Origin of the sequence: Pseudomonas sp. RA_35y_Pfl2_P32, from assembly GCF_963970735.1 — a bacterium.
GTDB lineage: Bacteria > Pseudomonadota > Gammaproteobacteria > Pseudomonadales > Pseudomonadaceae > Aquipseudomonas.
This window is the reverse complement of the sequence record NZ_CAXAQF010000008.1, coordinates 1-24,181: the sequence shown is the minus strand read 5'-3', so window position 1 is coordinate 24,181 and position 24,181 is coordinate 1. Positions and strand designations below refer to the sequence as shown.

General features: G+C 63.2%; 24 protein-coding genes and 1 other RNA gene. 15 read left to right on the top strand and 10 right to left on the bottom strand.

What is annotated here, in order from left to right:
- Positions 1-50: 50 nt before the first annotated feature.
- The 3 genes from ubiD to AACY45_RS09680 all read left to right on the top strand — a co-directional run bounded on the left by ubiD (position 51) and on the right by AACY45_RS09680 (position 3,385).
- Positions 51-1,517 carry a 4-hydroxy-3-polyprenylbenzoate decarboxylase gene (gene ubiD, locus AACY45_RS09690; RefSeq protein WP_320333245.1) on the top strand — a complete coding sequence of 489 codons (1,467 nt, stop codon included), beginning with the start codon at positions 51-53 and terminating at the stop codon, positions 1,515-1,517.
- A complete protein-coding gene (locus AACY45_RS09685) occupies positions 1,517-2,485 on the top strand; it encodes a CDP-6-deoxy-delta-3,4-glucoseen reductase (RefSeq protein ID WP_339545259.1) in 969 nt (322 codons plus the stop codon). Before ubiD ends, AACY45_RS09685 begins: the two co-directional genes overlap by 1 nt.
- 231 nt (positions 2,486-2,716) lie before the next feature.
- On the top strand, positions 2,717-3,385 hold the full coding sequence (locus tag AACY45_RS09680) for a gamma-glutamylcyclotransferase (RefSeq protein WP_339545258.1): 669 nt from the start codon (positions 2,717-2,719) through the stop codon (positions 3,383-3,385).
- Here AACY45_RS09680 and glpT read toward each other — a convergent pair.
- On the bottom strand, positions 3,361-4,710 hold the full coding sequence (gene glpT / locus AACY45_RS09675; protein ID WP_339545257.1) for a glycerol-3-phosphate transporter: 1,350 nt from the start codon (positions 4,708-4,710) through the stop codon (positions 3,361-3,363). The two genes, AACY45_RS09680 and glpT, sit on opposite strands and share 25 nt — an antisense overlap.
- 324 nt (positions 4,711-5,034) lie before the next feature.
- Between glpT and AACY45_RS09670 the strand changes: the two genes are divergently transcribed.
- A complete protein-coding gene (locus AACY45_RS09670; RefSeq protein WP_339545256.1) occupies positions 5,035-5,643 on the top strand; it encodes an energy transducer TonB in 609 nt (202 codons plus the stop codon).
- Here the strand turns inward: AACY45_RS09670 and AACY45_RS09665 are convergent.
- Positions 5,640-6,623, bottom strand: coding sequence for an NADPH:quinone oxidoreductase family protein (locus AACY45_RS09665; RefSeq protein WP_339545255.1), 984 nt, complete (start codon positions 6,621-6,623; stop codon positions 5,640-5,642). The genes AACY45_RS09670 and AACY45_RS09665 overlap by 4 nt on opposite strands.
- Before the next feature lie 158 nt (positions 6,624-6,781).
- Here AACY45_RS09665 and AACY45_RS09660 point away from each other — a divergent pair, with 158 nt between their 5' ends.
- A complete protein-coding gene (locus AACY45_RS09660; RefSeq protein ID WP_339545254.1) occupies positions 6,782-7,198 on the top strand; it encodes a flagellar basal body-associated protein FliL in 417 nt (138 codons plus the stop codon).
- Positions 7,199-7,252: 54 nt separating this feature from the next.
- Here AACY45_RS09660 and AACY45_RS09655 read toward each other — a convergent pair whose 3' ends face one another.
- From AACY45_RS09655 to AACY45_RS09640, 4 genes are all read right to left on the bottom strand, one after another.
- Positions 7,253-8,371, bottom strand: a complete 1,119-nt coding sequence (locus tag AACY45_RS09655) for an ABC transporter permease (protein WP_339545253.1) — start codon at positions 8,369-8,371, stop codon at positions 7,253-7,255.
- On the bottom strand, positions 8,371-11,091 hold the full coding sequence (rbbA, locus tag AACY45_RS09650) for a ribosome-associated ATPase/putative transporter RbbA (RefSeq protein ID WP_339545252.1): 2,721 nt from the start codon (positions 11,089-11,091) through the stop codon (positions 8,371-8,373). The genes AACY45_RS09655 and rbbA overlap by 1 nt, the downstream gene beginning before the upstream one ends.
- Positions 11,088-12,053: an HlyD family secretion protein gene (locus AACY45_RS09645; RefSeq protein WP_339545251.1), complete on the bottom strand. Its 966-nt coding sequence runs from the start codon at positions 12,051-12,053 to the stop codon at positions 11,088-11,090. The genes rbbA and AACY45_RS09645 overlap by 4 nt, the downstream gene beginning before the upstream one ends.
- Positions 12,054-12,193: 140 nt before the next feature.
- Positions 12,194-12,643, bottom strand: coding sequence for an EVE domain-containing protein (locus AACY45_RS09640; protein ID WP_339545250.1), 450 nt, complete (start codon positions 12,641-12,643; stop codon positions 12,194-12,196).
- 198 nt (positions 12,644-12,841) lie between these two features.
- Between AACY45_RS09640 and AACY45_RS09635 the strand changes: the two genes are divergently transcribed.
- Positions 12,842-12,988: a hypothetical protein gene (locus tag AACY45_RS09635; protein ID WP_339545249.1), complete on the top strand. Its 147-nt coding sequence runs from the start codon at positions 12,842-12,844 to the stop codon at positions 12,986-12,988.
- Positions 12,989-12,991: 3 nt separating this feature from the next.
- Here the strand turns inward: AACY45_RS09635 and AACY45_RS09630 are convergent, their stop codons facing one another.
- From AACY45_RS09630 to AACY45_RS09615, 4 genes are all read right to left on the bottom strand, one after another.
- Positions 12,992-13,621: a 5-formyltetrahydrofolate cyclo-ligase gene (locus AACY45_RS09630; RefSeq protein ID WP_339545417.1), complete on the bottom strand. Its 630-nt coding sequence runs from the start codon at positions 13,619-13,621 to the stop codon at positions 12,992-12,994.
- A gap of 88 nt (positions 13,622-13,709) precedes the next feature.
- Positions 13,710-13,888, bottom strand: a non-coding RNA gene (gene ssrS / locus AACY45_RS09625) — 6S RNA.
- 30 nt (positions 13,889-13,918) lie between these two features.
- Positions 13,919-14,236: a cell division protein ZapA gene (locus AACY45_RS09620; protein ID WP_095164733.1), complete on the bottom strand. Its 318-nt coding sequence runs from the start codon at positions 14,234-14,236 to the stop codon at positions 13,919-13,921.
- Positions 14,233-14,442 (bottom strand): TIGR02449 family protein, encoded by a 210-nt coding sequence (locus AACY45_RS09615; protein WP_058413757.1) that lies wholly within the window; start codon positions 14,440-14,442, stop codon positions 14,233-14,235. Before AACY45_RS09615 ends, AACY45_RS09620 begins: the two co-directional genes overlap by 4 nt.
- Before the next feature lie 127 nt (positions 14,443-14,569).
- Here AACY45_RS09615 and AACY45_RS09610 point away from each other — a divergent pair, with 127 nt between their 5' ends.
- The 9 genes from AACY45_RS09610 to gcvH all read left to right on the top strand — a co-directional run bounded on the left by AACY45_RS09610 (position 14,570) and on the right by gcvH (position 24,003).
- Entirely contained in the window at positions 14,570-15,127 is a 558-nt protein-coding gene (locus tag AACY45_RS09610; RefSeq protein ID WP_339545248.1) for a YecA/YgfB family protein, read from the top strand.
- A gap of 20 nt (positions 15,128-15,147) precedes the next feature.
- Positions 15,148-16,482 (top strand): Xaa-Pro aminopeptidase, encoded by a 1,335-nt coding sequence (pepP, locus tag AACY45_RS09605; RefSeq protein WP_339545247.1) that lies wholly within the window; start codon positions 15,148-15,150, stop codon positions 16,480-16,482.
- Positions 16,479-17,666 (top strand): 2-octaprenyl-6-methoxyphenyl hydroxylase, encoded by a 1,188-nt coding sequence (gene ubiH / locus AACY45_RS09600; RefSeq protein ID WP_339545246.1) that lies wholly within the window; start codon positions 16,479-16,481, stop codon positions 17,664-17,666. The genes pepP and ubiH overlap by 4 nt, the downstream gene beginning before the upstream one ends.
- Positions 17,659-18,144, top strand: coding sequence for a DUF4442 domain-containing protein (locus AACY45_RS09595; protein ID WP_339545245.1), 486 nt, complete (start codon positions 17,659-17,661; stop codon positions 18,142-18,144). Before ubiH ends, AACY45_RS09595 begins: the two co-directional genes overlap by 8 nt.
- A gap of 9 nt (positions 18,145-18,153) precedes the next feature.
- Entirely contained in the window at positions 18,154-19,371 is a 1,218-nt protein-coding gene (locus tag AACY45_RS09590) for a 2-octaprenyl-3-methyl-6-methoxy-1,4-benzoquinol hydroxylase (RefSeq protein ID WP_339545416.1), read from the top strand.
- A gap of 129 nt (positions 19,372-19,500) precedes the next feature.
- Positions 19,501-20,502 (top strand): extracellular solute-binding protein, encoded by a 1,002-nt coding sequence (locus tag AACY45_RS09585; protein WP_339545244.1) that lies wholly within the window; start codon positions 19,501-19,503, stop codon positions 20,500-20,502.
- Positions 20,503-20,713: 211 nt separating this feature from the next.
- Positions 20,714-22,330 (top strand): ABC transporter permease, encoded by a 1,617-nt coding sequence (locus tag AACY45_RS09580; RefSeq protein ID WP_339545243.1) that lies wholly within the window; start codon positions 20,714-20,716, stop codon positions 22,328-22,330.
- Between the two features lie 155 nt (positions 22,331-22,485).
- Positions 22,486-23,568 (top strand): glycine cleavage system aminomethyltransferase GcvT, encoded by a 1,083-nt coding sequence (gene gcvT / locus AACY45_RS09575; RefSeq protein WP_339545242.1) that lies wholly within the window; start codon positions 22,486-22,488, stop codon positions 23,566-23,568.
- 51 nt (positions 23,569-23,619) lie between these two features.
- Complete coding sequence (gene gcvH, locus AACY45_RS09570) at positions 23,620-24,003, top strand: glycine cleavage system protein GcvH (protein ID WP_182342808.1); 384 nt, start codon at positions 23,620-23,622, stop codon at positions 24,001-24,003.
- Positions 24,004-24,181 lie beyond the last annotated feature (178 nt).

Sequence of the window (24,181 nt, the reverse complement as noted above, 5' to 3'; positions counted from 1 at the left end):
TCGGCGCTAAACTCATGCCCCCGAACGCCACGGCCAAGCGAGGCTAACGCATGCAGTATCGCGACTTGCGCGACTTTATCAGCGGCCTGGAACAGCGCGGCGAACTCAAGCGCATCCAGGTTCCAGTGTCCCCTGTGCTGGAAATGACCGAGGTTTGCGATCGCACTCTGCGGGCCAAAGGGCCGGCGCTGCTGTTCGAAAACCCCACCGGCTACGACATCCCGGTGCTCGGCAACCTGTTTGGCACGCCGGAGCGCGTGGCCCTGGGCATGGGCGCCGAAGCCGTCAGCGAGCTGCGCGAGATCGGCAAGCTGCTGGCCTTCCTCAAGGAGCCAGAGCCGCCGAAGGGACTCAAGGACGCCTGGTCCAAGCTGCCGATCTTCCGCAAGATCATTGCCATGGCGCCCAAAGTGGTCAAGGACGCGGTGTGCCAGGAAGTGGTCATCGAGGGCGACGACGTCGACCTGGCGATGCTGCCCGTGCAGACCTGCTGGCCGGGCGACGTCGGCCCGCTCATCACCTGGGGCCTGACAGTCACCAAGGGGCCGAACAAGGACCGCCAGAACCTGGGTATCTATCGTCAGCAAGTGATCGGCCGCAACAAGGTCATCATGCGCTGGTTGAGCCACCGTGGCGGCGCGCTGGACTACCGCGAATGGTGCGAGAAGCACCCGGGCCAGCCGTTCCCGGTGTCCGTGGCCCTGGGGGCTGACCCGGCGACCATCCTCGGCGCAGTGACGCCTGTGCCGGACAGCCTGTCCGAGTACGCGTTCGCCGGGCTGCTGCGCGGTAACCGCACCGAACTGGTGAAGTGCCGTGGCAATGACCTGCAGGTGCCGGCCACGGCCGAGATCATCCTTGAAGGCGTGATTCATCCGGGGGAAATGGCCGACGAAGGTCCGTATGGCGACCACACCGGCTATTACAACGAAGTCGACAGCTTCCCGGTGTTCACGGTCGAGCGCATCACTCACCGCATCAAGCCGATCTACCACAGCACCTACACCGGCCGGCCGCCAGATGAGCCGGCGATCCTCGGCGTAGCGCTCAATGAAGTGTTCGTGCCGATCCTGCAAAAGCAGTTCCCGGAGATCACCGACTTCTACCTGCCGCCCGAGGGCTGTTCGTACCGCATGGCGGTGGTGACCATCAAGAAGCAGTACCCAGGCCACGCCAAGCGGGTAATGCTGGGTGTCTGGTCGTTTTTGCGACAGTTTATGTACACCAAGTTCGTTATCGTCACTGACGACGATATCAACGCCCGCGACTGGAATGACGTGATCTGGGCCATCACCACGCGCATGGACCCCAAGCGCGATACGGTGATGATCGATAACACGCCGATCGACTACCTGGACTTCGCCTCGCCGGTTTCCGGCCTGGGCTCGAAGATGGGGCTCGATGCCACGCATAAATGGCCTGGTGAAACCACCCGCGAGTGGGGCCGGGTTATCGTCAAGGATGAGGCGGTGACGCGCCGGATCGATGCCATCTGGAATCAGTTAGGAATAGATTGATGCGTGTAACCTTGCAGCCGTCCGGAGCAGTGCTTGAGATACAGCCCGGCGAGCGGATCCTCGATGGGGCGCGACGCCTGGGCTACGACTGCCCGCAGAGCTGCCGCAATGGCAATTGCCACGTGTGTGCGGCGCTGCTGGTCGAAGGCCGGGTCGAGCAGAGCGGTCATGTGCGCGACCACGGCGAGTTCTACACTTGCATTGCAGAGCCGCTGGAAGACTGCATCGTGTTGTGGGATGGCGTCCTTGCGCTGGGAGAACTGCCGGTGCGCAGCGTGTCGTGTCAGGTGATTGAGTGCGTGGACGTGGGTGGCGACACCTGGCGGGTCCGCTTGCGCGCACCGGCCGGCAAGCCGCCGCGCTACCACGCCGGCCAGTACCTGATGATCGAGCGGGAAAACGGCGAAAAGTCGGCGTTTTCCCTGGCCTCGGCACCTCACTCGGGGCGTGATCTGGAAATTCACGTGCTGGCCCGCGAAGCCAGTGCCTTGAGCCTGATCGAGCAGTTGCAGCGCAACCGCATGGTCCGTGTCGAGCTGCCATTCGGCGATACCCACCTGGCCGAGCTGCCGGACGGTCCGCTGGTGCTGATTGCGGCGGGTACCGGCATGGGGCAGATCCACAGCCTGCTCGAACACTGCCGGGCCCAAGGCTTCAAGTACCCGGTGCACCTGTACTGGGGCGTGCGCCGCCCGGAAGATTTCTACCAGATGGAACACTGGGATGAATGGCTGAAGTTGCCCAACCTGTTCCTGCACCAGGTAGTCAGCGACCTGTGTGGCTGGGAAGGGCGCTGCGGCATGTTGCATGAGGCGGTCTGTGAAGATTTCCCGGACCTCAAGCCCCTGCATGTCTACGCCAGCGGCTCACCGGCCATGGTCTACGGCACGCTGGATGCCTTGGTCGAAGCCGGCATGGACGCCCACCAGATGCGCGCCGACGTATTTGCCTATGCGCCGCGATCTTGATCCGCGTTCTTGAACTTCGATCTTGAGTTTGAAACTTCGATATAACTCCCTATATAGCCCATCGGTATTTATTCAATCAGATAAATACCGATAGGCTATATCGCATTCAGGCGCTGGATTAAATTCGGTGCCATGATCTATAAACTGTCTTAAAACAAATGTGCCTTATTGTTACAGCGGTGCGTTCTATTAAGTAATTGTTTGCCCGCGGGGAGCTGAACGCTATTCGCCATGACCGCCATTGAATCTGATTTTCTCAATCTGGCTTACCCTCCGCGGCTCGATCTGGGGCCGCAGCTGACGCACGAGCAATTGCTCCACTCCATGCAAAGCACCATGGCCCGCCACCAGGGTGGGCCGGTCTGGTTGTTCGCCTACGGCTCGTTGATCTGGCGCCCTGAATGCTCGGCGGTCGAGCGGGTGCGCGGGCGCGTGCATGGCTACCATCGCGGTTTGTACCTGTGGTCCCACGAACACCGGGGCACGCCGGAGTTACCAGGGCTGGTGTTTGGCCTGGATCGCGGCGGTTCATGCAGTGGTTTTGCCTACCGCTTGCCCGAAGAGCAGCTGCAAGCGTCGTTGTATGCCCTGTGGCAGCGCGAAATGCCGGTCCCGTCGTACCGCCCGCACTGGCTCAACTGCCGCCTGGAAGATGGCAGCAAGGTTCAGGCCTTGGGGTTTGTCCTGGAGCGGCATCTGCCCAGCTATGCCGGCAACTTGCCGGACCATGTGCTGAGCCAGGTTTTTGAAAGCGCCAGCGGGCGTTACGGCAGCACGCGCGATTATGTCGAGCAGACCGCCAGCGCCCTGCGTAGCCACGCCATGCCAGACCGTAATCTGGAGGCGCGGCTCAAGCGTTGCGGCTCAGCCAGGGATCAGGCGATGGCTTCGCGGCCCTGACTGGCGATTTGCTTGTGGCGCAGGGTGGGCGCCAGGAACGCCATGGCCAGCAGGCACGCACCAATCAACAGCACAAAACCACCATCCCAGCCGAAGTGGTCCACGGTGTAGCCCATGGCTGCACTGGCTGCGACCGACCCCCCCAGGTAACCGAACAGGCCAGTGAAACCCGCCGCCGTACCCGCGGCTTTTTTCGGTGCCAGCTCCAGCGCCTGCAGGCCGATCAGCATCACCGGGCCGTAGATCAGGAAGCCGATGGACACCAGGGCGATCATGTCGACGGTCGGGTTGCCGGCCGGGTTCAACCAGTACACCAGGGTTGCCACGGTCACCAGCGCCATGAACACCATGCCGGTCAGGCCACGGTTGCCACGGAACACCTTGTCTGACAGCCAGCCACACAGCAGGGTCCCCGGAATACCGGCCCACTCGTAGAGGAAGTAGGCCCAGGACGTCTTGTCGACGGTGAAGTGCTTGGCTTCCTTGAGATAGGTCGGTGCCCAGTCCAGCACGCCGTAGCGCAGCAGGTAGACGAACACGTTGGCGAGGGCGATGTACCAGAGCATTTTGTTGCGCAGCACGTATTTGACGAAGATTTCCTTGGCGCTGAATTCTTCTTCGTGGCTGGCATCGTAGCCGTGGGGGTAGTCGTTCTTGTACTGCTCGATCGGCGGCAAGCCGACGGATTGCGGGGTGTCGCGCATCACGACGAAGGCAAACACCGCCACCAGCAACGCCACGGCAGCGGGTACATAGAACGCCGCATGCCAGTCGTTGAACAGGCCCATGCCGATCAGGAACAACGGACCGATCAGACCGCCGCCCACGTTGTGCGCGACGTTCCACACCGACACCACGCCGCCGCGCTCTTTCTGCGACCACCAGTGCACCATGGTCCGTCCGCTTGGCGGCCAGCCCATGCCCTGGGCCCAGCCGTTGATGAACAACAGGATGAACATCATGGTCACGCTGGAGGTGGCCCAGGGCGCGAAACCGAACACGAACATCACCCCGGCCGACACCAGCAGGCCGAACGGCAGGAAGTAGCGCGGGTTGGAGCGGTCGGACACCAGGCCCATCAGGAACTTGGACAGGCCATAGGAGATCGCGATCGCCGACATCGCCAGGCCGAGCTGGCCCCGGGTGTAGCCCTCTTCGATCAGGTAGGGCATGGCCAGGGAGAAGTTTTTGCGCAGCAGGTAGTAACCGGCATAGCCAATGAAAATCCCGGCGAAAATCTGCCAGCGCAAGCGCCGGTAAGTGCGATCAACGTCTTCTTCAGGCAATGGAGCCTGATGGGCAGCAGGGCGAAAAAAAGCAAACATTCAAGAGCTCCAAATTTCTTGTTTTGACTGCGGATGCGAATGTTACAGTTTCGTTACCGAAAATAGCACTGCATCTCATCTGCAAAAAAGCCGCAAACGAACAAAGTCGCGTGTTCTTTTATGAACATGTCGCTCAGATATAACTGAAGGGCGGTGTAGGAGATTTCCCGGGGTGCGAACGCCAGCGGTTGCCTGGTAAAAAACGGCAATGATTTAGGAGACATCCCGCGAAGCTGTCGGAAGTCGGGGGATGGGGCCTGAAAGCCCTTCGCCGTAACCTTTTGCGCAGGTGCCAACGCTGGCACACAGATCGCGGAGGGTGACATGCGTTGGCTGGGTTTGCTTTTGATCGGGTGTATTGCGAGTCACGGCTTGGCCGGGGAGTTGTTCCTGATTCCGGAGAACACGCCCAAACCGGTTTATCCCCGGGCGCTACACAGGGCAGGGATCAACGGTGAGGTGCGGGTTGGTTTTACGGTACAGGCCGATGGTTCGGTGAACAGGGTCAGGATTCTCCAAAGCGTTCACCCGGATCTGAGCGCGGTCAGCAAAAAGACGATCGAGCAGTGGCGCTTCAAGCCTTGGACAGTGAGCAAGGAGAAGCCGGCTGAACTGGAAGTCGTCGCACCGATGCAGTTTCATCTGGATGACCCGGTCGGCCTCAACCAATGGCTTAAAGAGGTGAAGTGCCGAGAGATCAACCCGGGTTTCGCCCAAACCGCCGATTACCAGTGGGTCGACCTCGCCGCGTTTCGATACACCCGGGCTTACCTTTCGAGTGGTTTTTTCCAGCATCAATGGACGACGCAGGAGCGCCTGGCCATGATCGCCAGGCTGAACAAGCAGGCACACATGATCGCCAGGCGCTGCCTGGACTATCCTGGGTCCAGGTTCTTCCGCTTTCTGCCGGAGGAGATTCGCAAGGCGCTTTAGAGGGCGCGAACCTGCACCACCACCTTGCCCACCGCCTTGCGCTGGCCCAGATCATTGATGGCCTGGGCCGCGTCGGCCAGGGGATAGACCTGCGACACCAACGGTTTCAACTTGCCTTCGGCAAACCAGCCGAACAGTTGCTGGAAGTTCGCCGCGTTGTCCTGGGGTTGGCGCTGGGCGAACGAGCCCCAGAACACGCCGACCACTGCGGCGCCCTTGAGCAGGGCCAGGTTCACCGGTAATTCGGGAATGCGCCCGCTGGCAAAACCGACCACCAGCAGGCGGCCGTTCCAGGCGATGGACCGGATGGCCTGGTCGAACAGGTCACCGCCGACCGGGTCGTAGATCACGTCGGCGCCCTGGCCGTCGGTCAGGCGCTTGATTTCGTCCTTGAGGCTGGTTTCGCTGTAGTTGATCAGTTCATCGGCTCCAGCGGCCTTGGCCACTGCCAGCTTCTCGGCACTGCTGGCCGCGGCGATGACCCGGGCACCCATGGCCTTGCCGATTTCCACGGCGGCCAGGCCCACGCCGCCGGAAGCACCCAGCACCAACAGGGTTTCCCCCGGCTGCAGGTGGCCGCGCTGTTTGAGCGCGTGCATCGAGGTGCCGTAGGTCATGCTGAAGGCGGCGGCAGTGTTGAAGTCCATGGACGGCGGGATCGGCAGCACGTTGTAGCCCGGCACCGCGACCTGCTCGGCAAAACTGCCCCAGCCGGTCAGTGCCATGACCCGGTCGCCGACCTTGAGGTGGCTGACCTTCTCGCCCACCGCGCTGACCACGCCGGCCGCTTCACCGCCCGGGGAAAACGGGAAGGGTGGCTTGAACTGGTATTTGCCCTCGATGATCAGCGTGTCCGGGAAGTTGACCCCGGCGGCGTGCACCTCCAGCAGGATTTCGTTCTTCTTGGCGACAGGACTGGCGACTTCTTCCAGCGCCAGCGATTCGGCAGGGCCGAAGGCTTTGCACAGCACGGCTTTCATCAGGGCTATTCCTTTGGGAGTGATGGCCGATAAGTGTAGGTGGGTCAGTCAAGGGGTCAACGAGCATGCCCCACCCTGATAGCCGCCCATAAGCTTTGAGCTTGGGCGCACAGGGGTGGATGGTTATGCTAGGCCGCAAACCGGATAAGGAGCGAAGTGTGAAAGCGTGGATCATGTTGATGCTGGCCCTGTCGCTGCCTGTGGCAGCGCAGGCCGAAGAAGCCAAGGAAGCCAAAGAGGGTGAAGCACCCAAGGTCAGCTATATCAGCCTGAGCCCGCCGTTCGTGGGCAATTACGGCCTGGACGGCACGGCCAGGCTCAAGGTCTATAAAGCCGACGTGGCGCTACGGGTCACGGGCGAGGAGGCCGTCAAGGCGGTGAAGGCCCATGAGCCGTTGATTCGTAACCAACTGGTGGCGCTGTTCGGCCAGCAGACGAGCGAGGCCATGAATAACGTCGACACCAAGGAAAAGCTGCGCCAGGAAGCCCTGAAGCAGACCCAGCAAGTGATGAGCGACGAAACCGGCAAACCGATGGTGGATGATCTGTTGTTCAACAACCTGATCATCCAGTAAGACCTCTGTTGAATGGGCTGGCCCCATCGCGGGCCTGCTCGCGATGGCGGTCTGTCAGGACGCCAGGCTCTTGCGAAACCGCGCCAGGGCAATCGCGAAGAACGCCAGGCCGATCACGGCCAGTGCCAGCAGGTCCGGCCAGACCACGTCGAGCGCCGCATCGCGGAACAGGATCGCCGCGCTGAGGCTGACGAAGTGGGTGGAGGGCGAGCCCTGCATCACCCACTGCAGCCACTGCGGCATGCTGTCCAGCGGGGTGCTGCCGCCCGAGAGCAGCAGCATCGGGATGATCACCGGAATCGCCAACAGGCCGAACTGCGGCGTCGAGCGGGCCAGGGTCGCGAGGAATATTCCCAGCGCCGTGCTGGCGAACAGATACAGCGCGGTCACCAGCAGGAATAGCCCCATGGATCCTGCCAGCGGAACCCCCAGCAGCCCTTTGACCACCACCTCCAGCGACACCCAGGTGCACAGCACCACCACCAGCATATTGCTGCCGATTTTCGCCAGCATGATTTCCAGCGCCGTCAGCGGCAGTACCAGCAAGTGGTCGAGGGTGCCGTGTTCGCGCTCGCGCAGCAGCGCGGTGCCGGTCAGGACGATGGCGAGGATGGTGATGTTGTTGACGATCTGGATCACCGCCAGGAACCAGCCCCCCTCCAGGTTCGTGTTGAACAGCGCGCGGGTGGTCAGCAGGGCCGGTGCCTGGCTGGCCGTGTCCGGTTGCCCGCCATAGTTGAGCAGTTCACGCTGGAAGATTCGTCCGATGTAGCCGGCCCCCATGAAGGCCTGGCTCATGGCGGTGGCGTCGACGTTGACCTGCACGGCCGGCGAGCGCCCCGCCAGCAGGTCGGCCTGGAAGTTGGCGGGCACGTTGATCACGAAGGTGTACTGCCCGCGGTCCATGACCTGGTCCAACTGGTCGTAAGGCAGCGGCACGGCAGGCTGGAACTGCGGCGGTTGGAGGGCATCGGCGAGCTGGCGCGAAATCTGGCTGTGGTCTTCGTCGACGATGGCCACGCTGGTGTTGTTGACCCCGATCACCGAGCCGGCGGCGGGCATGTAGATCGCCACGCTGAAGGCGTACAGCAAGAACAGCAGCAGGACGCTGTCGTGGCGCAGGCTGGTGAGTTCCTTGAGTCCCAGGCGCAGGATGTGCGAGAGCTGCTGCATCAGACCTCCTGCTTCTTGAGCATGACCAGGCTCAGCCCGGTGAATCCGAGGAAAAACCCGAACAGCGCCAGGCACTGTGGCCACAGTTGGCGCACGTCCAGGGCCTTGGTGAAGGTGCCGACGGCGATGTCGAGGAAGTAACCGGCCGGGAACAGTTGCCCCATCAGCGCAGCGGCGCCTTCGAGCGAGGAGCGTGGCACGATCAGGCCGGAGAACTGGATAGTCGGCAGGCTGGTGATAATCATGGTGCCCAGGATGGCGGCGATCTGGGTGCGGGTGAACGCCGAGATCAGCAGGCCCATGCTGGTGGTCGCCAGCACGTAGAGCAGGCCACCGAAGGCCAGGGTCAGGCCGCTGCCCTTGAACGGCACGCCGAACAGCCAGCGGTTCATTGCCACCAGCAGGCCGAGGTTGACCAGGCTCACGGCCAGGTAGGGCGCCTGTTTGCCCAGCAGGAATTCCAGGCGGGTCAGTGGCGTGGCGTAGAAGTTGGTGATCGAGCCCAGCTCTTTTTCCCGCACGATGCCCAGCGCGGTGAGCATGGCCGGAATAAAGGCGAGGATCAGCGCCATGACTCCCGGGCCGATGGCGTTCACGCTGACCACGTCCTGGTTGTAGCGAAAGCGCGTTTGCAGTTGCGCCGCCGGGCGTTGATTGAGCGCCGGGCTGCTTTGCGCGGCCAGTTGCTCAAGGTTGGCCTGATGCACCGCCTGGACGTAGTTGCGGCTGGTCTCGGCGCGAAACGGCATGCCGCCGTCGAGCCAGGCGGCCACGACCGGTTGGCGGCCGGCGTACAGGTCGCGGCCGAAGCCGGGGGGAATTTCCAGTGCCAGCTTGATCTCGGAGCGTTGCAGGCGCTGGTGCAATTGCTTGGCGTCGTGGATAGGCGCTTGTTCGGCGAAGTAGCGCGAGCCGCGAAACGCCTCGAGGTAGGCGCGGCTTTGCGGGGTCTGGTCCTGGTCGTAGACGGCGAAGGCGAGCTTCTCCACGTCCAGGGAGATGCCGTAGCCAAAGATCACCATCATGAATAAGGCCCCGGCCAGGGCGAAGGCCAGGCGCACTTTGTCGCGCAGCAACTCCTTGCCCTCGCGGCTGGCCACGGCGATCAGCCGGCGCAGGCTGAATGCGCTGCCGCCCGTGGGTGCGTGGGGGGGCGCGGCGCTGGCCGTTGTCGGGGGCGGCGCTGCCGGGCTGGCGTCTTGCGCGTCTTGTAGGCAGCGGACGAAGGCGTCTTCCAGGGTGTCGCCGGCGAACTGCTGTTGCAGCGCTGCCGGGGTGTCGCAGGCCAGGACCCTGCCGGCGTGCATCAGCGAGATACGGTCGCAGCGCTGGGCTTCGTTCATGAAGTGGGTCGACAGGAAGATCGTCACCCCTTGCTCGCGTGACAGCTCGATCAGCAGCCGCCAGAAATCATCCCGGGCCGCCGGGTCGACGCCGGAAGTCGGCTCGTCGAGGATTAGCACTTCCGGGCGGTGCAGCACCGCGACCGCCAACGACAAGCGTTGCCGCAAACCCAGCGGCAGTGCTCCCGACGGTTGTCCGGCAATGCTGCCCAGGTCGAACCGCTGGATCAGTTCCTCGATGCGCGTGGCGCTCTCGGCCTTGGGCAGGTCGAACAGCCGCGCGTGCAGCTCCAAGTTCTGGCGCACGCTGAGTTCGCCATAGAGCGAGAAGCTTTGCGACATGAAACCGACCCGCTTGCGCGTGGCCAGGTCCTTGGCATCCACCGGTTTGCCCAGCAACGTGGCGCTGCCTTCACTGGCCGGCATCAGGCCGGTGAGGACCTTCATGGTGGTGGTCTTGCCGCAGCCATTGGAGCCGAGGAAACCGAATATCTCGCCACGGCCGATGGCGAAGCTGACCTTGTTCACGGCCGTGAAGTCGCCGAAGCGCAGGGTCAGTTCGTGGGCCTGGATGGCGATGTCGAGGTTGTCGTGGGGGCGCGGCGGAATGACCAGGGGTTGGCTGCTGCGTTTGCGGTCACCTTGAAAGTAGGTGAAGGCATCGTCCAGTTTGCCGCTGGGGGTGACGGCGGCCAGGTCGCGGCTCAGGCCGTCGGCGATCAGTTTGCCGGCGTCGAGCATCAGGCAGTGCTCGAACTGTTCGGCCTCTTCCATGTAAGCGGTGGCGACCAGCAGGGTCAGTTGTGGACGCTGGCGGCGGACATTCTCTACCAACTCCCAGAAGTGCCGGCGGGATAGCGGGTCGACGCCGGTGGTTGGCTCATCGAGGATCAGCAGGTCCGGTTCATGGATCAGCGCGCAGCACAGGCCGAGTTTCTGCTTCATCCCGCCAGACAGCTTGCCCGCTGGCCGCTCGGCAAACCGTGCCAGGTCGGTGGCCAGCAACAGGCTGTGCATGCGTTCTTCGCACTCGGCCTTCGACAGGCCGAACAAGGTGGCGAAGAAGCGGATGTTTTCGTTGATCGACAGGTCCGGGTACAGATTGCCGCCCAGGCCCTGGGGCATGAAGGCGATGCGCGGGTACAGGCTGTTGCGGTGGCGGCGCTGGTCGATAGAGCCGCCCAGGACCTGCAGCTCGCCCTGTTGCAGTTGCTTCACCCCGGCAATCAGCCCCAGCAGGCTGGACTTGCCGGCCCCATCGGGGCCGATCAGGCCGCAGCGTGTGCCGCTGGGCAGGCTGAAGGCGATGTCGATCAGGGCCTGTTGGGCGCCGTAGGCATGGCACAGGCCGCTGGCCTGCAGCGCCAGGGCACTCATTGCAGGTTGGCCGGCCAGTCCACCGTCGCCGTGCGCACATAACCGGCGCCCGGCATCCCCGGTTTGGCCTCGGGTACGGCGGCCGGTTCAGTCAGTTTGAGTTTGACCCGGAACACCAGCTTTTGCCGCTCGTCACGGGTTTCCACTTCCTTGGGGGTGAACTGCGACTTGGCTGCCACAAAACTGATTCTGGCCGGTAATGGCCGGTCGGGCAGGGCGTCGAGCAGGATGCGCGCCTCGGCCCCGACGGTCAGGCGCCCGGTGACTGAGGCCGGCAGGTAGAGGTTCATGTACTGGTCGTTGGGGTCGATCAGCAGCAATACCCGACCACCGGCACCGAGCACTTCGCCCGGCTCCGCCAGGCGCAGCTGGATCACCCCGTCGATCGGCGCCCGCAGGCTGCTGTCTTCGATTTCACTGGTCAGTTGGGCGACTTGCGCCTGGGCCGCACCGATCGCCGCTTGCACCGCCGCGACCTGGGCATTGGCGGCCTGGACTGCGGCATTGCCGGTATTCAGGCGGGCCTGCTGCTGGTCGAGAATCTGCTGGCTGGCGAAACCGCGATTGAACAGTTCCCGGGAACGCTTGATTTCCTGGCTGGCCAGCAGCAGTTCGCTTTGGCGCAACTGCACATTGGCCTCGGCCGCCGCGTAGTTTTGCCGGGCGCGCAGCACTTCGGCCTCGGCCTGGTTGCGCTGGGCCTCCAGCGTGCGGGTGTCCATGCGCGCCAGCAACTGGCCCTTGAGCACCTTGTCACCCTCGTCGACATGCACCTCGGCGAGGCGTCCGGGTAACTTGCTGGCGATCTGCACTTCGGTGGCTTCAAGCCGGCCATTGCCCATGCTCAGGCCTTCGGGCAGGCGGTCGCGCAGGGATTTCCAATAGCCAAAACCGCCAGCGGCGACCAGCAGGACCATTAAGGAAGCGGCAAATAGACGGGATGAGCGATGGTTTGATGACATGAGTGCATCCTGCAACTGTAGCGTCCTAGTCTGACGGCTCCGGCGCAGTGGCGACTTGATGCCCGTCAAATGAAAGGCCAGCCTAACCCGTACCGGGGGCTTATGCATCCGCTGCGGGCGTGACCGTCGGGTTCTGCTGCTCAGCGCAAGGCGAGCACTGCCGCCCATTGCTCGGCAGTCACCGGCATTACCGACAGCCGGCTGCCTTTTTGCACCAGGGGCATTTCGGCCAATGCCGCTTGCTGCTTGAGGTAATCGAGCTTGAGCACCGTGGCGAAGGTTGCCACGTGCGCGACGTCGATCGCGCTCCAGGGGTTTTTTTCGGCGTTGGCCTTGGGGTCGTGGTAGTGGCTTTGCGGGTCCAGGGCCGTCGGGTCCGGGTAGGCGGCCTCGACGATCTTGCCGATCCCGGCAATGCCCGGTTCCGGGCAGCTGGAGTGATAGAAGAAGAACTCGTCACCCACAGCCATGGCCCGCAGGAAATTGCGTGCCTGATAGTTGCGAACCCCATCCCAGCGGGCTTTTCCGAGCTTTTCCAGGTCTTTGATCGAGAGCTCGTCGGGCTCGGATTTCATTAGCCAATAGGCCATGTTTTTTGCTCCAGAAGAGGGGGGCGCAAAGGGGGGGCGGCAAATACATGACAAACCGACGGTCGGTTGACGCCAGCGTTTGCGTGTCGCCTCACGTTACCGCAAAATGCCGGACTTTTAAGCAAGACGCGGCAAGCACGGCCTGTAACGGACGCCGCTGCTGACATCGTGTGTGAAATGCCTTGAGGGGGGCAATCGATGAAACGCAAACCGGATTTACTCTGGATTCTGGTCATAGTGTTCGGTTTGGGTGTGGTAACCACCGGCTACGCGCAGAGCCTGTGGGCGAACAAAACCGATGCCCCGCTCGAGCTCGCGCAACAGATCCAACCCTTCAAGCGCTGATCTTCACGCAACAGGCGTCCCGGCCAGCGAATCTGCGACATACCACTGGCGGTCAGTCACCGTTCCTAGCAACGGCACATCCCAGCTCGCCTGATCCAGCTTCGCGACCTTCTGACATTCATGGGCCAGGCCCAACAGCGTTGGCTTGCGCCAACTCTGGCGCCGCGCCAGGTAAGCCAGGCTGCGGTCATAGAAACCGCCGCCCATGCCCAGGCGTCCACCCTCCTGATCAAACCCGACCAAGGGCAGCAGCACCAGGTCCAGGGTCCAGACCTTGCGCTGGCGTGCCGGATTGGCTCGTGGTTCGAGAATGCGGAAGCGATTGGGCCGCAGCTTTTCACCCGGGCGAATGCGTTGGAACACCATCTTGGTGCGTGGCCATGCACTGAGCACCGGCAGGTAGGTCGCCTTGCCCCGACGCTGCGCCGCACGCAGCAGCAGGCGCGGATCGATTTCACCGTCGGTGGGCAGGTACAGGGAGAGGTGTCTGGCGCGGCGGAACAGCGCGTGTTGGGCCAGTTGCCGATACAGCCCTTGGGCGGCCTGGCGTTGCTGGCTGGCGGTCAGTGCGCGGCGGGCTTGGCGCAGCTTGCGTCGAAGTTGCGGGCGGGAAAGCGGCGCAGGTTCGGTCATCGTCATGGGCTGTTCGAGTGGCGAGGGCACCAGCACGGTGGCCGCGTAATAAAGCCGATGCCAGCGTGGGCTGGCATCGGCTTGAATCAGGCTCCCCGGATGAACCGCTGCTGACTTAGCCCTTGAACCCGAAAGTTCAAGGTGGAAGATGCAGTAGGCTTTAAGGCTTTCCGTCTAGCGGACATGCACACCAGCCCAACGTGCAACCTCCAGGGTAGTGCGAATCGGCTCAGGGACATCGTCAACTGGCAAGCACCCCAGGGAGTGGCGCGAGTATACCGCAACCACCCCAAGGAATCAGCCTTTGCTGACATCCGGATCGGTGGCCAGCACCAGATCCACGCGATCGAGCAGGTCGCGCACCTGCTCGCGAGTCGAGCCGCTGGCCTGCACGTCCGGTCGTTCCTGGCTGTGCAACAGGTCGTGGGTGATGTTCAAGGCGGCCATCACGGCAATCCGGTCGGCACCGATGACTTTGCCGCTGCTGCGGATTTCGCGCATCTTGCCGTCCAGGTAACGGGCGGCGCTCACCAGGTTGCTGCGCTCTTCCTGGGGGCAGATGATCGAATACTCTTTGTCGAGAATCTGCACGGTAACGCTATTGCTTGAACTCATGAGTCTTGCTCCAGGGCTTTGAGGCGCGAAATCATCGATTCGACCTTACGCCGGGCGATTTCATTTTTTTCAATGAGGTGCGCGCGTTCCTCGCGCCAGGTCTTTTCCTGAGCTAATAAGAGTCCGTTTTGGCCCTTAAGTTGCTCGACCCGGGTAATTAGCAGTTCGAGTCTGGCCATCAGCGCTTGCAGGTCGGTGTCTTCCATAGCGTTCCACGGTTTTTGTCTGATGGGCGGTAACTGGCGGACAGCCTTTAATAGTCTTGGCGAGTCTGTCGATGTAGGATACAAGGCCTTCATTCTAGACATAGCGCCGCTTGGCGCCTAGCTGCCCATGACCAATCCGAATTCCCCGTATAACGCCTTTGCCACCCTGCTGAGCACCAGCGGCCATCCTTGCTCCCCTGCCGAGCTTCACGGCGTGCTGCTGGGCCGCAGTTGCACCGGTGTCGGCTTCGACGCCGACAACTGGCTGGCTGACGTCGCCGAACTGCTGGAGACCGAGCCTGCCGAGAACGTACGCAACGCGCTGATCGGCCTGCAGGCAATGGTCAAGGGCGAGTTGACGGGCGACGACGTCACCGTAGTCCTGCTACTGCCAACCGACGACGCGCCACTCACCGAACGTGCCGCTGCGCTGGGCCAATGGTGCCAGGGCTTCCTCCACGGCTTCGGCGTCAACGCCTCCGGACTGGACCTGAGCACCGATGCTCGGGAAGTGCTGCAGGACCTCGCTGCCATCTCCCAGGTACAAGATGCCCTGGAAGAATCCGAAGACGGCGAAAGCGACTACATGGAAGTGATGGAATACCTGCGCGTTGCGCCGCTGCTGCTGTTCGCCGAGACCAAAAAACCGGTTGAGCCGGCTGCACCCAAGCCGTCGCTGCACTAAGAAAGGATCCCCATCTGCCCATGATCCATATCCCGAAGTCGGAATACGCGCGCCGGCGCAAGGCGCTGATGGCGCAGATGGAACCCAACAGCATCGCAATCCTGCCGGCCGCCGCCGTGGCGATCCGCAACCGTGACGTCGAGCACGTGTATCGCCAGGACAGCGACTTCCAGTACCTCAGTGGTTTCCCCGAGCCTCAAGCCGTCATCGTCTTGATGCCTGGCCGCGAGCACGGCGAATACCTGCTGTTTTGCCGTGAACGCAACGCCGAGCGCGAGTTGTGGGATGGCCTGCGCGCCGGCCAGGAAGGCGCGATTCGCGACTTCGGGGCCGACGACGCCTTTCCGATCACCGACATCGACGACATCCTCCCGGGCCTGATCGAAGGCCGTGACCGGGTTTACTCGGCCATGGGCAGCAATCCGGAATTCGATCGGCATCTGATGGACTGGATCAACGTGATCCGTTCCAAAGCACACCTGGGTGCCCAGCCGCCGAACGAATTTGTTGCCCTGGATCATCTGCTGCATGACATGCGCCTGTATAAATCGGCGGCAGAAGTGAAGGTCATGCGCGAGGCGGCGCGGATTTCCGCCCAGGCCCATGTTCGTGCAATGCAGGCCAGCCGTGCCGGGCTGCATGAATTCAGCCTGGAAGCGGAGCTGGATTACGAGTTCCGCAAGGGCGGGGCGAAAATGCCGGCCTACGGGTCGATCGTCGCCGCCGGGCGCAACAGCTGCATCCTGCATTACCAGCAGAACGACGCGCTGCTCAAGGACGGTGACCTGGTGTTGATCGACGCTGGGTGTGAAATCGACTGCTATGCCAGCGACATCACCCGCACCTGGCCGGTCAACGGCAGGTTCACCGCGGAACAGAAGGCGATCTACGAACTGGTGCTGGCCTCCCAGGAAGCCGCCTTTGCCCAGATCGCGCCGAACAAGCACTGGAACCAGGCCCATGAGGCGACGGTCCAGGTGATTACCGCCGGGCTGGTGCACCTGGGACTGTTGCAGGGCGACGTTGACGAACTGATCGCCAGCGAAGCCTACAAGGCGTTCTACATGCACCGCGCCGGCCATTGGCTGGGCATGGATGTGCACGACGTGGGTGAGTACAAGGTGGGCGGTGAATGGCGAGTGCTGGAAGTCGGCATGGCCTTGACCGTCGAGCCGGGCATCTACATTGCCCCGGACAGTCTGAATGTGGCGAAGAAATGGCGCGGCATTGGCGTGCGCATCGAGGATGACGTGGTGGTAACCAAGCAAGGCTGTGAAATCCTGACCCGTGGCGTACCCAAGACAGTCGCCGAGATCGAGGCCTTGATGGCCGCGGCACGGGCCCAAGTGGCATGAGCCGGGTCAACCTGGCGATTATCGGGGGCGGGCTGGTGGGCGCCAGCCTGGCGTTGGCCCTGCAGGCCGGGGCCAAGGCCCGTGGCTGGAAGATCGTGCTGATCGAACCCTTCGCGCCCGGCGACAGCTACCAGCCCAGCTACGACGCGCGTTCCTCGGCGTTATCCTTCGGCGCCCGGCAGATCTACCAGCGCCTGGGCCTGTGGCAGGACATCTCCCGCCGGGCCGAGCCGATCAAGCAGATCCACGTCTCTGACCGCGGACGGTTTTCCACCGCCCGCTTGTCCGCCATGGAGGAGGGCGTCCCGGCCCTCGGTTACGTGGTGGAAAACGCCTGGCTCGGCCAATGCCTGTGGCAGGGCCTGGACAAGGACGTGATCACCTGGCGTTGCCCGGCCGAGGTCACGCGCATGGAACCCTTGGTGGACGGCTACCGCCTGACCCTCAACGATGAAACTTGCCTTGAGTGCGACCTCGCGGTACTGGCCGACGGCGGTCGCTCGGGGTTGCGCGAGCAGTTGGGGATCGGCGTCAAGAAGCGTCCCTATAACCAGAGCGCACTGATCGCCAACATCACACCCAGCGAAGCCCACAACGGCATGGCGTTCGAACGGTTCACCGATGACGGCCCGATGGCCCTGTTGCCGTTGCCGGAAAATCGCTGTGCGCTGGTCTGGACTCGCCTGGGCATGGACGCACAGCGCCTGGCCCAGCTGGATGAACGCAGTTTCCTCAGTGAATTGCAGGGTGTGTTCGGCTATCGCCTGGGCACGCTCAAGCAAGTGGGCGCGCGGCATCTGTACCCGCTGTCGCTGATCGAGGCCGAGGAGCAGGTACGCCCGCACCTGGCGGTGCTCGGCAACGCCGCCCACAGCCTGCATCCGATTGCCGGGCAGGGCTTCAACCTGTCGCTGCGCGATGCCCAGGCCCTGGCCGAAGCCTTGCTTGCCAGTGACCAGCCGGCGGGCGACTTCGCCACCTTGCAGGCCTATCGCGAGCGCCAGCGCCTGGACCAGAACCTCACCGTGGGGTTCTCCGACCAGGTCACCCGCTTGTTTGGCAGCACCCAGCCATTGGTGTCCCTGGGCCGCAACCTGGGCCTGCTAGGGCTCGACCTGCTGCCGCCGGCCAAGCGCTGGTTCGCCCGCCAGGCCATGGGGTTGGGAACCCGGGCCGATGGTTAAGTGGCTGACCCGCCGGCTGGGCAAAGCGCGGTTGCTGCGTTGGTTCATGGGGTTCTACCCGCCGTACCTCGGCGCGGGCGTGCGGGTGCGCCATATCAGCGATGACTTTCGCCAGGTGCAGGTGAGCATGGGGTTGGGCTGGTACAACCGCAATTACGTCGGCACCCAGTTCGGCGGCAGCCTGTACTCGATGGTCGACCCATTTTTCATGTTGATGCTGATGGAAAACCTGGGACGCCATTACATCGTCTGGGACAAGTCCGCCGACATCGACTTCATCTCGCCTGGCAAAGGCCCGGTGTTCGCCCGTTTCAGCATTGACCAGGGCTTGCTCGACGAGATCCGCGAGCAGACGGCCAGTGGCGAGAAATACCTGCCGCAACTGCGGGTCGACATTCACGACGGCGCTGGCACCCTGGTAGCCCGGGTCGAAAAAACCCTTTATGTGCGGCTCAAGCCGCAAGCGAGACAGGCTTAAAGCATGGAAATGCGCGCAGATCTGCTGATTGTCGGGGCCGGGATGGTCGGCAGTGCCTTGGCACTGGCCCTCCAGAACAGTGGCCTGGAAGTCCTGCTGCTCGACGGCAGCCCGATGAGTGTCAAACCCTTCGATGGGCAATCGGCCTTCGAGCCGCGAGTCAGCGCCTTGTCGGCCGCCAGCCAACGCATCCTCGAGCGCTTGGGGGTGTGGGACGGTGTGCTGCGGCGCCGCAGCAGTCCCTATTGCGACATGCAGGTGTGGGACGGCAGCGGCACCGGGCAGATTCACTTTAGCGCCGCCAGCGTGCACGCCGAGGTCCTGGGGCACATCGTCGAGAACCGGGTGGTGCAGGATGCGTTGCTCGATCGCCTGCACGACTGCGACCTGGGCCTGCTGGCCAATGCGCGTCTGGAGCAGATGCGACGCTCCGGCGACGACTGGCTGCTGACCCTGGCCGACGGCCGGACCTTGCGCGCCCCCTTGGTGATCGCCGCCGATGGCGCCAACTCGGCCGTACGGCGCTTGACCGGGGTGGCAACCCGGGAATGGGATTATCTGCACCATGCCATCGTCACCAGTGTGCGCAGCGCCCGGCCACACCAGATGACGGCCTGGCAGCGTTTTACCGATCACGGCCCGCTGGCCTTCCTGCCCCTGGCGCGCGACAGCCAGCAGGACTGGTGCTCGATCGTCTGGTCGACCACCCCCAGCGAAGCCGAGCGCCTGATGGCGCTGGACGACCAGGCTTTCTGTGCCGAGCTTACGCGCGCTTTCGAAGGGCGCCTGGGTCAGGTGCTCGGCGCCGATCCGCGCCTTTGTGTGCCCCTGCGCCAGCGCCACGCCAAGCGTTACGTGGCCGAAGGCCTGGCGCTGATCGGTGACGCCGCGCACACCATTCACCCGTTGGCCGGGCAGGGGGTGAACCTCGGTTTCCTCGATGCCGCGGTGCTGGCCGAGGTGCTGTTGCAGGCAGCAGAGCGGGGTGAACGGTTGGCGGATGTGAGGGTGCTGAGCCGCTACGAACGCCGGCGCATGCCCCACAACCTGGCGTTGATGGCGGCGATGGAAGGCTTCGAGCGCTTGTTCCAGGCCGATCCGCTGCCCGTGCGCTGGTTGCGCAATACCGGTTTAAAGCTGGTCGACCAGATGCCCGAGGCCAAGGCGCTGTTCGTGCGCCAGGCGCTGGGCTTGAGCGGCGATTTGCCAGCGCTGGCCAAGGCTTGAGGGGAAAGGTGGGGTGGGCCTCTTCGCTCTCTGCAACATCTGGTAACTCCTCCGCAGAGGGATCGGTTGAGAAGGCAAATGTGACTCCTTATCATTTGGCCTCATTTCCGATATCGAGAGACCGCTCCCATGTTGGCACCGAAGCGTCTACTGACCGCCATCGCCCTGACTCTGATTGGCACCACGGCGCAGGCCGCCGATGAAGTCGTGGTCTACTCCTCGCGTATCGATGAGCTGATCAAGCCGGTCTTCGATGCCTACACCGAGAAAACCGGTGTCAAAGTCAAGTTCATCACCGACAAGGAAGCGCCGCTGATGCAGCGCATCAAGGCCGAAGGTGAAAACGCCACCGCCGACCTGCTGCTGACCGTCGATGCCGGCAACCTCTGGCAGGCCGAGCAGATGGGCATCCTGCAGCCGTTCACCTCGAAGGTGATCGACGCCAATATTCCCCTGCAATACCGCGCCGCGTCCCACGCCTGGACCGGCCTGAGCCTGCGCGCACGGACGCTGGCCTACTCCACCGCCCGGGTCAAGCCAGAGGACATGACCACCTACGAAGCCCTGGCCGACAAGAAGTGGGAAGGCCGCCTGTGCCTGCGCACGGCGAAGAAGGTCTACAACCAGTCGTTGACCGCGACCCTGATCGAAACCCACGGCGCCAGCAAGACCGAGGAGATCATCAAGGGCTGGGTCAACAACCTCGCCACCGATGTGTTCTCCGATGACACCGCCGTGCTCGAAGCCATCGCCGCCGGGCAGTGCGACGTCGGCATCGTCAACACCTACTACTATGGCCGCCTGCACAAGCAGAAGCCGGACCTGCCGGTCAAACTGTTCTGGCCAAACCAGGGCGACCGTGGCGTGCACGTCAACCTGTCGGGCATTGGCCTGACCCAACATGCACCACACCCGGAAGCCGCCAAGGCCCTGGTGGAGTGGATGACCACCGCCGAAGCCCAGAAGATCTTCGCCGACGTCAACCAGGAGTTCCCGGCCAACCCAAGCGTCAAGCCGTCGGCTGAAGTCGAGGCCTGGGGCAAGTTCATCCCGGACACCCTGCCGGTCGAAGTGGCTGGCCTGCGTCAGGCCGAAGCCATTCGCCTGATGGACCGCGCTGGCTGGAACTGAGTTATTAAGGGGGCCACCCCCGAGCTATTTGTAGGAGCGAGCTTGCTCGCGATGACGGTATCCCAGTCAATATCGATGTTGACGGGGCTACCGTCATCGCGAGCAAGCTCGCTCCTACACGGTTTAATGTCGGGACGCAGGGGCAATCTCCTCTGCACAAAACAAAGCTGTTAGCCTTCGCCCCCCGGCTCCGCCTTTTTCGAGACCTCCCTTGGCCCATCCCGCACAACGCCGCTGGTACCCGCTGGTTTTCACCGTCGCCGCCCTGGTACTGCTGCCGCTGAGCGTTCTGCTGCTGTCGTGGCAGAGCGTCGACCTGCAAATCTGGTCGCACCTGTGGGACACCCAGATGCCACGCCTGCTGGGCAACACCCTGACCCTTATCGTCGGGGTCGGCGTTGGCGTCACGCTGCTGGGCGTGAGCCTGGCCTGGCTCACCAGCCTTTGCGAGTTCCCTGGCCGGCGCTGGCTGGACTGGGCGTTGATGCTGCCCTTTGCCATTCCGGCCTACGTCCTGGCCTTCGTGTTTGTCGGCTTGCTGGACTTCTCCGGCCCGGTGCAGACCCTGCTGCGCGAATGGTTCGGCAGTGGTCTGCGCCTGCCGCGGGTGCGCTCCACCGGCGGGGTGATCCTGGTGCTGGTGCTGGTGTTCTACCCCTACGTCTACCTGCTCGCCCGCACGGCGTTCCTGGCCCAGGGCAAGGGTTTGATGGAAGCGGCGCGGGTGCTCGGCCAATCCCCCTGGCAAGCCTTCTGGCGAGTGGCCCTGCCCATGGCGCGGCCGGCAATCGGTGCCGGGGTGGCCCTGGCGTTGATGGAGACCCTGGCGGATTTCGGTGCGGTCTCGGTGTTCAACTTCGACACCTTCACCACCGCGATCTACAAGACCTGGTACGGCTTCTTCAGCCTGTCCAGCGCCGCCCAACTGGCCAGCCTGTTGCTGCTGGCGGTGATGCTGCTGGTGTACGGCGAACGCCGCGCCCGGGGCGCGAGTCGCGCGAGCAATGAACGGCCACGGGGCAAGGCGCTCTATCACCTGCGCGGCTTCAAGGCGTTGGCGGCCAGCAGTTGGTGTGCCCTGGTGTTCGCCTGCGCGTTTGTCATTCCTTTGCTGCAACTGCTGGCGTGGTTCTGGCAGCGTGGGCGCCTCGATCTCGATGAGCGGTATGCCGGGCTGATCCTGCACACCCTGTACCTGGGCGCCATGGCCGCGCTGATCACCGTCAGCGTTGCGTTGATGCTGGCGTTCGCCCGCCGCCTGGCGCCGACCCGGGCGATCCGCTCCGGGATCAGCGTGGCCAATATCGGCTACGCCTTGCCCGGGTCGGTGCTGGCGGTGTCCATCATGCTGGCGTTCAGCTACCTGGACCGCGAACTGGTGGTGCCCCTGTCAAGCTGGCTCGGCGGCGCCGGCAAACCGCTGCTGCTGGGCAGCCTGTCGGCCTTGCTGCTGGCGTACCTGGTGCGGTTCATCGCGGTGGCCTATGGGCCGCTGGAAAACAGCCTGGCGCGGATTCGCCCCTCGTTGCCGGAAGCCGCCCGCAGTCTGGGGGTGAGCGGGCCACGACTGTTTTTCAAAGTGTATCTGCCGTTGCTGCTGCCCGGCACCCTGAGTGCGGCGCTGCTGGTGTTCGTCGATGTGCTCAAGGAAATGCCGGCGACTTTGCTGATGCGCCCGTTTGGCTGGGACACGCTGGCCGTGCGGATCTTCGAAATGACCAGTGAGGGTGAGTGGGCGCGGGCCTCGCTGCCGGCCTTGACCCTGATTCTGGTGGGCCTGTTACCGGTGATTGGGTTGATCCGGCGTTCGGCCCAGCGAATCGGTTAGGTGCCAGTCCTACATCATGCGGCTACAATGCGCGGCATTCGGTGTGGATCGTCCTTCAGACCAGGTACCTGAAAATGACTGAAAGCCCTCTACTTCAAGGCTTTCAACCAGACAGCGCCTGTCCGCACCTTCGCCACGCCCGGAAGGAGAAACCCATGGGACAGCGTACGCCTCTGTATGACCTTCATCTCGCCCTCGGCGCGAAGATGGTCGATTTTGGCGGTTGGGATATGCCACTGCATTACGGCTCGCAGGTCGAGGAACACCATCAGGTGCGCCGTGACTGTGGGGTTTTTGATGTGTCCCATATGACCGTGATCGATGTCAGCGGCCCCCAGGCCAAGGCCTGGCTCCAGTATCTACTGGCCAATGATGTCGAACGCCTGCACAGCTGCGGCCGTGCCCTGTACAGCACTATGCTCAATGAGCGGGGCGGGGTGGTCGACGACATGATCGTCTATCGCCTGGAAGACTGTTACCGCCTGGTGGTGAACGCCGCCACCCGGGACCAGGACCTGGCCTGGATGCAGGCGCAAGTCTGCGACTATCACGTGCAACTGCACGAGCGCAGCGAACTGGCGATGCTGGCCATCCAGGGGCCACACGCCCGGCAGAAGATTGCCGAGCTGGTAACGCAGGCGCGCGGCGCCCTGATCCAGCAACTCAAGCCCTTCGAAGGTCAGTACGACGGTGACTGGTTCATCGCCCGTACCGGCTATACCGGTGAAGACGGCCTGGAGATTGCCATGCCGGCCAGCCAGGCACCGGGGTTCTTCAACGATCTGGTGGGCGCTGGCATTTCCCCTATTGGCCTTGGCGCGCGCGACACCTTGCGCCTTGAGGCGGGTATGAACCTCTATGGCCAGGACATCCACCAGGATGTTTCGCCGCTGGCTTCGAACATGGCCTGGAGCATCGCCTGGACCCCGGCCACTCGTCAGTTCATCGGCCGGGCCGCGCTGGAGGCCGAACTCGGCGCCGGCGTGCAGCACAAACTGGTCGGCCTGGTACTCGAGGAACGTGGGGTTTTACGGGCACACCAGGTGGTTCGTATCGCCGATGTTGGCGAAGGAGAGATCACCAGTGGTAGTTTCTCTCCTACGCTTAGCAAATCGATCGCGCTGGCGCGGGTGCCGATGGCCACCGCCGACCGGGCTGAAGTGGAAATTCGCGGCAAGTGGTACCCGGTCCGGGTGGTAAAACCGACCTTCGTGCGTCATGGCAAAACCTTGATCTAACTATTTCCGGCGGGCCAACACCGCTGACATTTCTTCTTGAGGACACAGAACATGAGCGATATCCCTGCCGACCTGCGTTTTGCCGAAAGTCACGAGTGGGCCCGCCTGGAAGCCGATGGCAGCGTGACCGTGGGCATCAGTGATCATGCTCAGGAAGCCTTGGGTGACGTGGTATTCGTTGAGCTGACCGAAGTGGGCAATGTGTTCGGCGCTGGCGATCAAGCGGGCGTGGTGGAGTCGGTCAAGGCCGCCTCGGACATCTACTCCCCGGTTGCCGGCGAAGTAATCGCGATCAACGAAGAGCTGAGCGCCAGCCCCGAGCTGCTCAACTCCGACCCGTACGGTGCGTGGATCTTCAAGCTCAAGCCAAGCAACAGCGCCGACCTCGACACGCTGCTCGACGCGGCGGGCTACAAGGCGGCCATCGGCGAGTAATCGCGCCAGCCTGTGAGGGTGCACGCACAACCTGCAAGCACCCAAAATCACTAATGAAATGGTTACCCCCACCGCCCCTTGCGATAGCTCACTAAGCTTTCGCAAGGGGCCCATCGGAGACCATTCTCATGAACAACGTAGCTATCGCCGCCATCGACCTGGGTAAAAACTCCTTTCA

Bases quoted from the DNA above. Each gene is read 5' to 3' on its own strand.
- AACY45_RS09630 (WP_339545417.1), bottom strand. From the start codon at position 13,621: ATGACCGAACCTGCGCCGCTTTCCCGCCCGCAACTTCGACGCAAGCTG.
- AACY45_RS09620 (WP_095164733.1), bottom strand. From the start codon at position 14,236: ATGAGTTCAAGCAATAGCGTTACCGTGCAGATTCTCGACAAAGAGTAT.
- ubiD (WP_320333245.1), top strand. From the start codon at position 51: ATGCAGTATCGCGACTTGCGCGACTTTATCAGCGGCCTGGAACAGCGC.
- AACY45_RS09635 (WP_339545249.1), top strand. From the start codon at position 12,842: ATGAAACGCAAACCGGATTTACTCTGGATTCTGGTCATAGTGTTCGGT.
- rbbA (WP_339545252.1), bottom strand. From the start codon at position 11,091: ATGAGTGCCCTGGCGCTGCAGGCCAGCGGCCTGTGCCATGCCTACGGC.
- ubiH (WP_339545246.1), top strand. From the start codon at position 16,479: ATGAGCCGGGTCAACCTGGCGATTATCGGGGGCGGGCTGGTGGGCGCC.
- gcvH (WP_182342808.1), top strand. From the start codon at position 23,620: ATGAGCGATATCCCTGCCGACCTGCGTTTTGCCGAAAGTCACGAGTGG.
- pepP (WP_339545247.1), top strand. From the start codon at position 15,148: ATGATCCATATCCCGAAGTCGGAATACGCGCGCCGGCGCAAGGCGCTG.
- AACY45_RS09670 (WP_339545256.1), top strand. From the start codon at position 5,035: ATGCGTTGGCTGGGTTTGCTTTTGATCGGGTGTATTGCGAGTCACGGC.
- AACY45_RS09595 (WP_339545245.1), top strand. From the start codon at position 17,659: ATGGTTAAGTGGCTGACCCGCCGGCTGGGCAAAGCGCGGTTGCTGCGT.
- AACY45_RS09585 (WP_339545244.1), top strand. From the start codon at position 19,501: ATGTTGGCACCGAAGCGTCTACTGACCGCCATCGCCCTGACTCTGATT.
- AACY45_RS09680 (WP_339545258.1), top strand. From the start codon at position 2,717: ATGACCGCCATTGAATCTGATTTTCTCAATCTGGCTTACCCTCCGCGG.
- AACY45_RS09645 (WP_339545251.1), bottom strand. From the start codon at position 12,053: ATGTCATCAAACCATCGCTCATCCCGTCTATTTGCCGCTTCCTTAATG.
- AACY45_RS09640 (WP_339545250.1), bottom strand. From the start codon at position 12,643: ATGGCCTATTGGCTAATGAAATCCGAGCCCGACGAGCTCTCGATCAAA.
- AACY45_RS09665 (WP_339545255.1), bottom strand. From the start codon at position 6,623: ATGAAAGCCGTGCTGTGCAAAGCCTTCGGCCCTGCCGAATCGCTGGCG.
- AACY45_RS09615 (WP_058413757.1), bottom strand. From the start codon at position 14,442: ATGGAAGACACCGACCTGCAAGCGCTGATGGCCAGACTCGAACTGCTA.
- glpT (WP_339545257.1), bottom strand. From the start codon at position 4,710: ATGTTTGCTTTTTTTCGCCCTGCTGCCCATCAGGCTCCATTGCCTGAA.
- AACY45_RS09610 (WP_339545248.1), top strand. From the start codon at position 14,570: ATGACCAATCCGAATTCCCCGTATAACGCCTTTGCCACCCTGCTGAGC.
- gcvT (WP_339545242.1), top strand. From the start codon at position 22,486: ATGGGACAGCGTACGCCTCTGTATGACCTTCATCTCGCCCTCGGCGCG.
- AACY45_RS09655 (WP_339545253.1), bottom strand. From the start codon at position 8,371: ATGCAGCAGCTCTCGCACATCCTGCGCCTGGGACTCAAGGAACTCACC.
- AACY45_RS09590 (WP_339545416.1), top strand. From the start codon at position 18,154: ATGCGCGCAGATCTGCTGATTGTCGGGGCCGGGATGGTCGGCAGTGCC.
- AACY45_RS09685 (WP_339545259.1), top strand. From the start codon at position 1,517: ATGCGTGTAACCTTGCAGCCGTCCGGAGCAGTGCTTGAGATACAGCCC.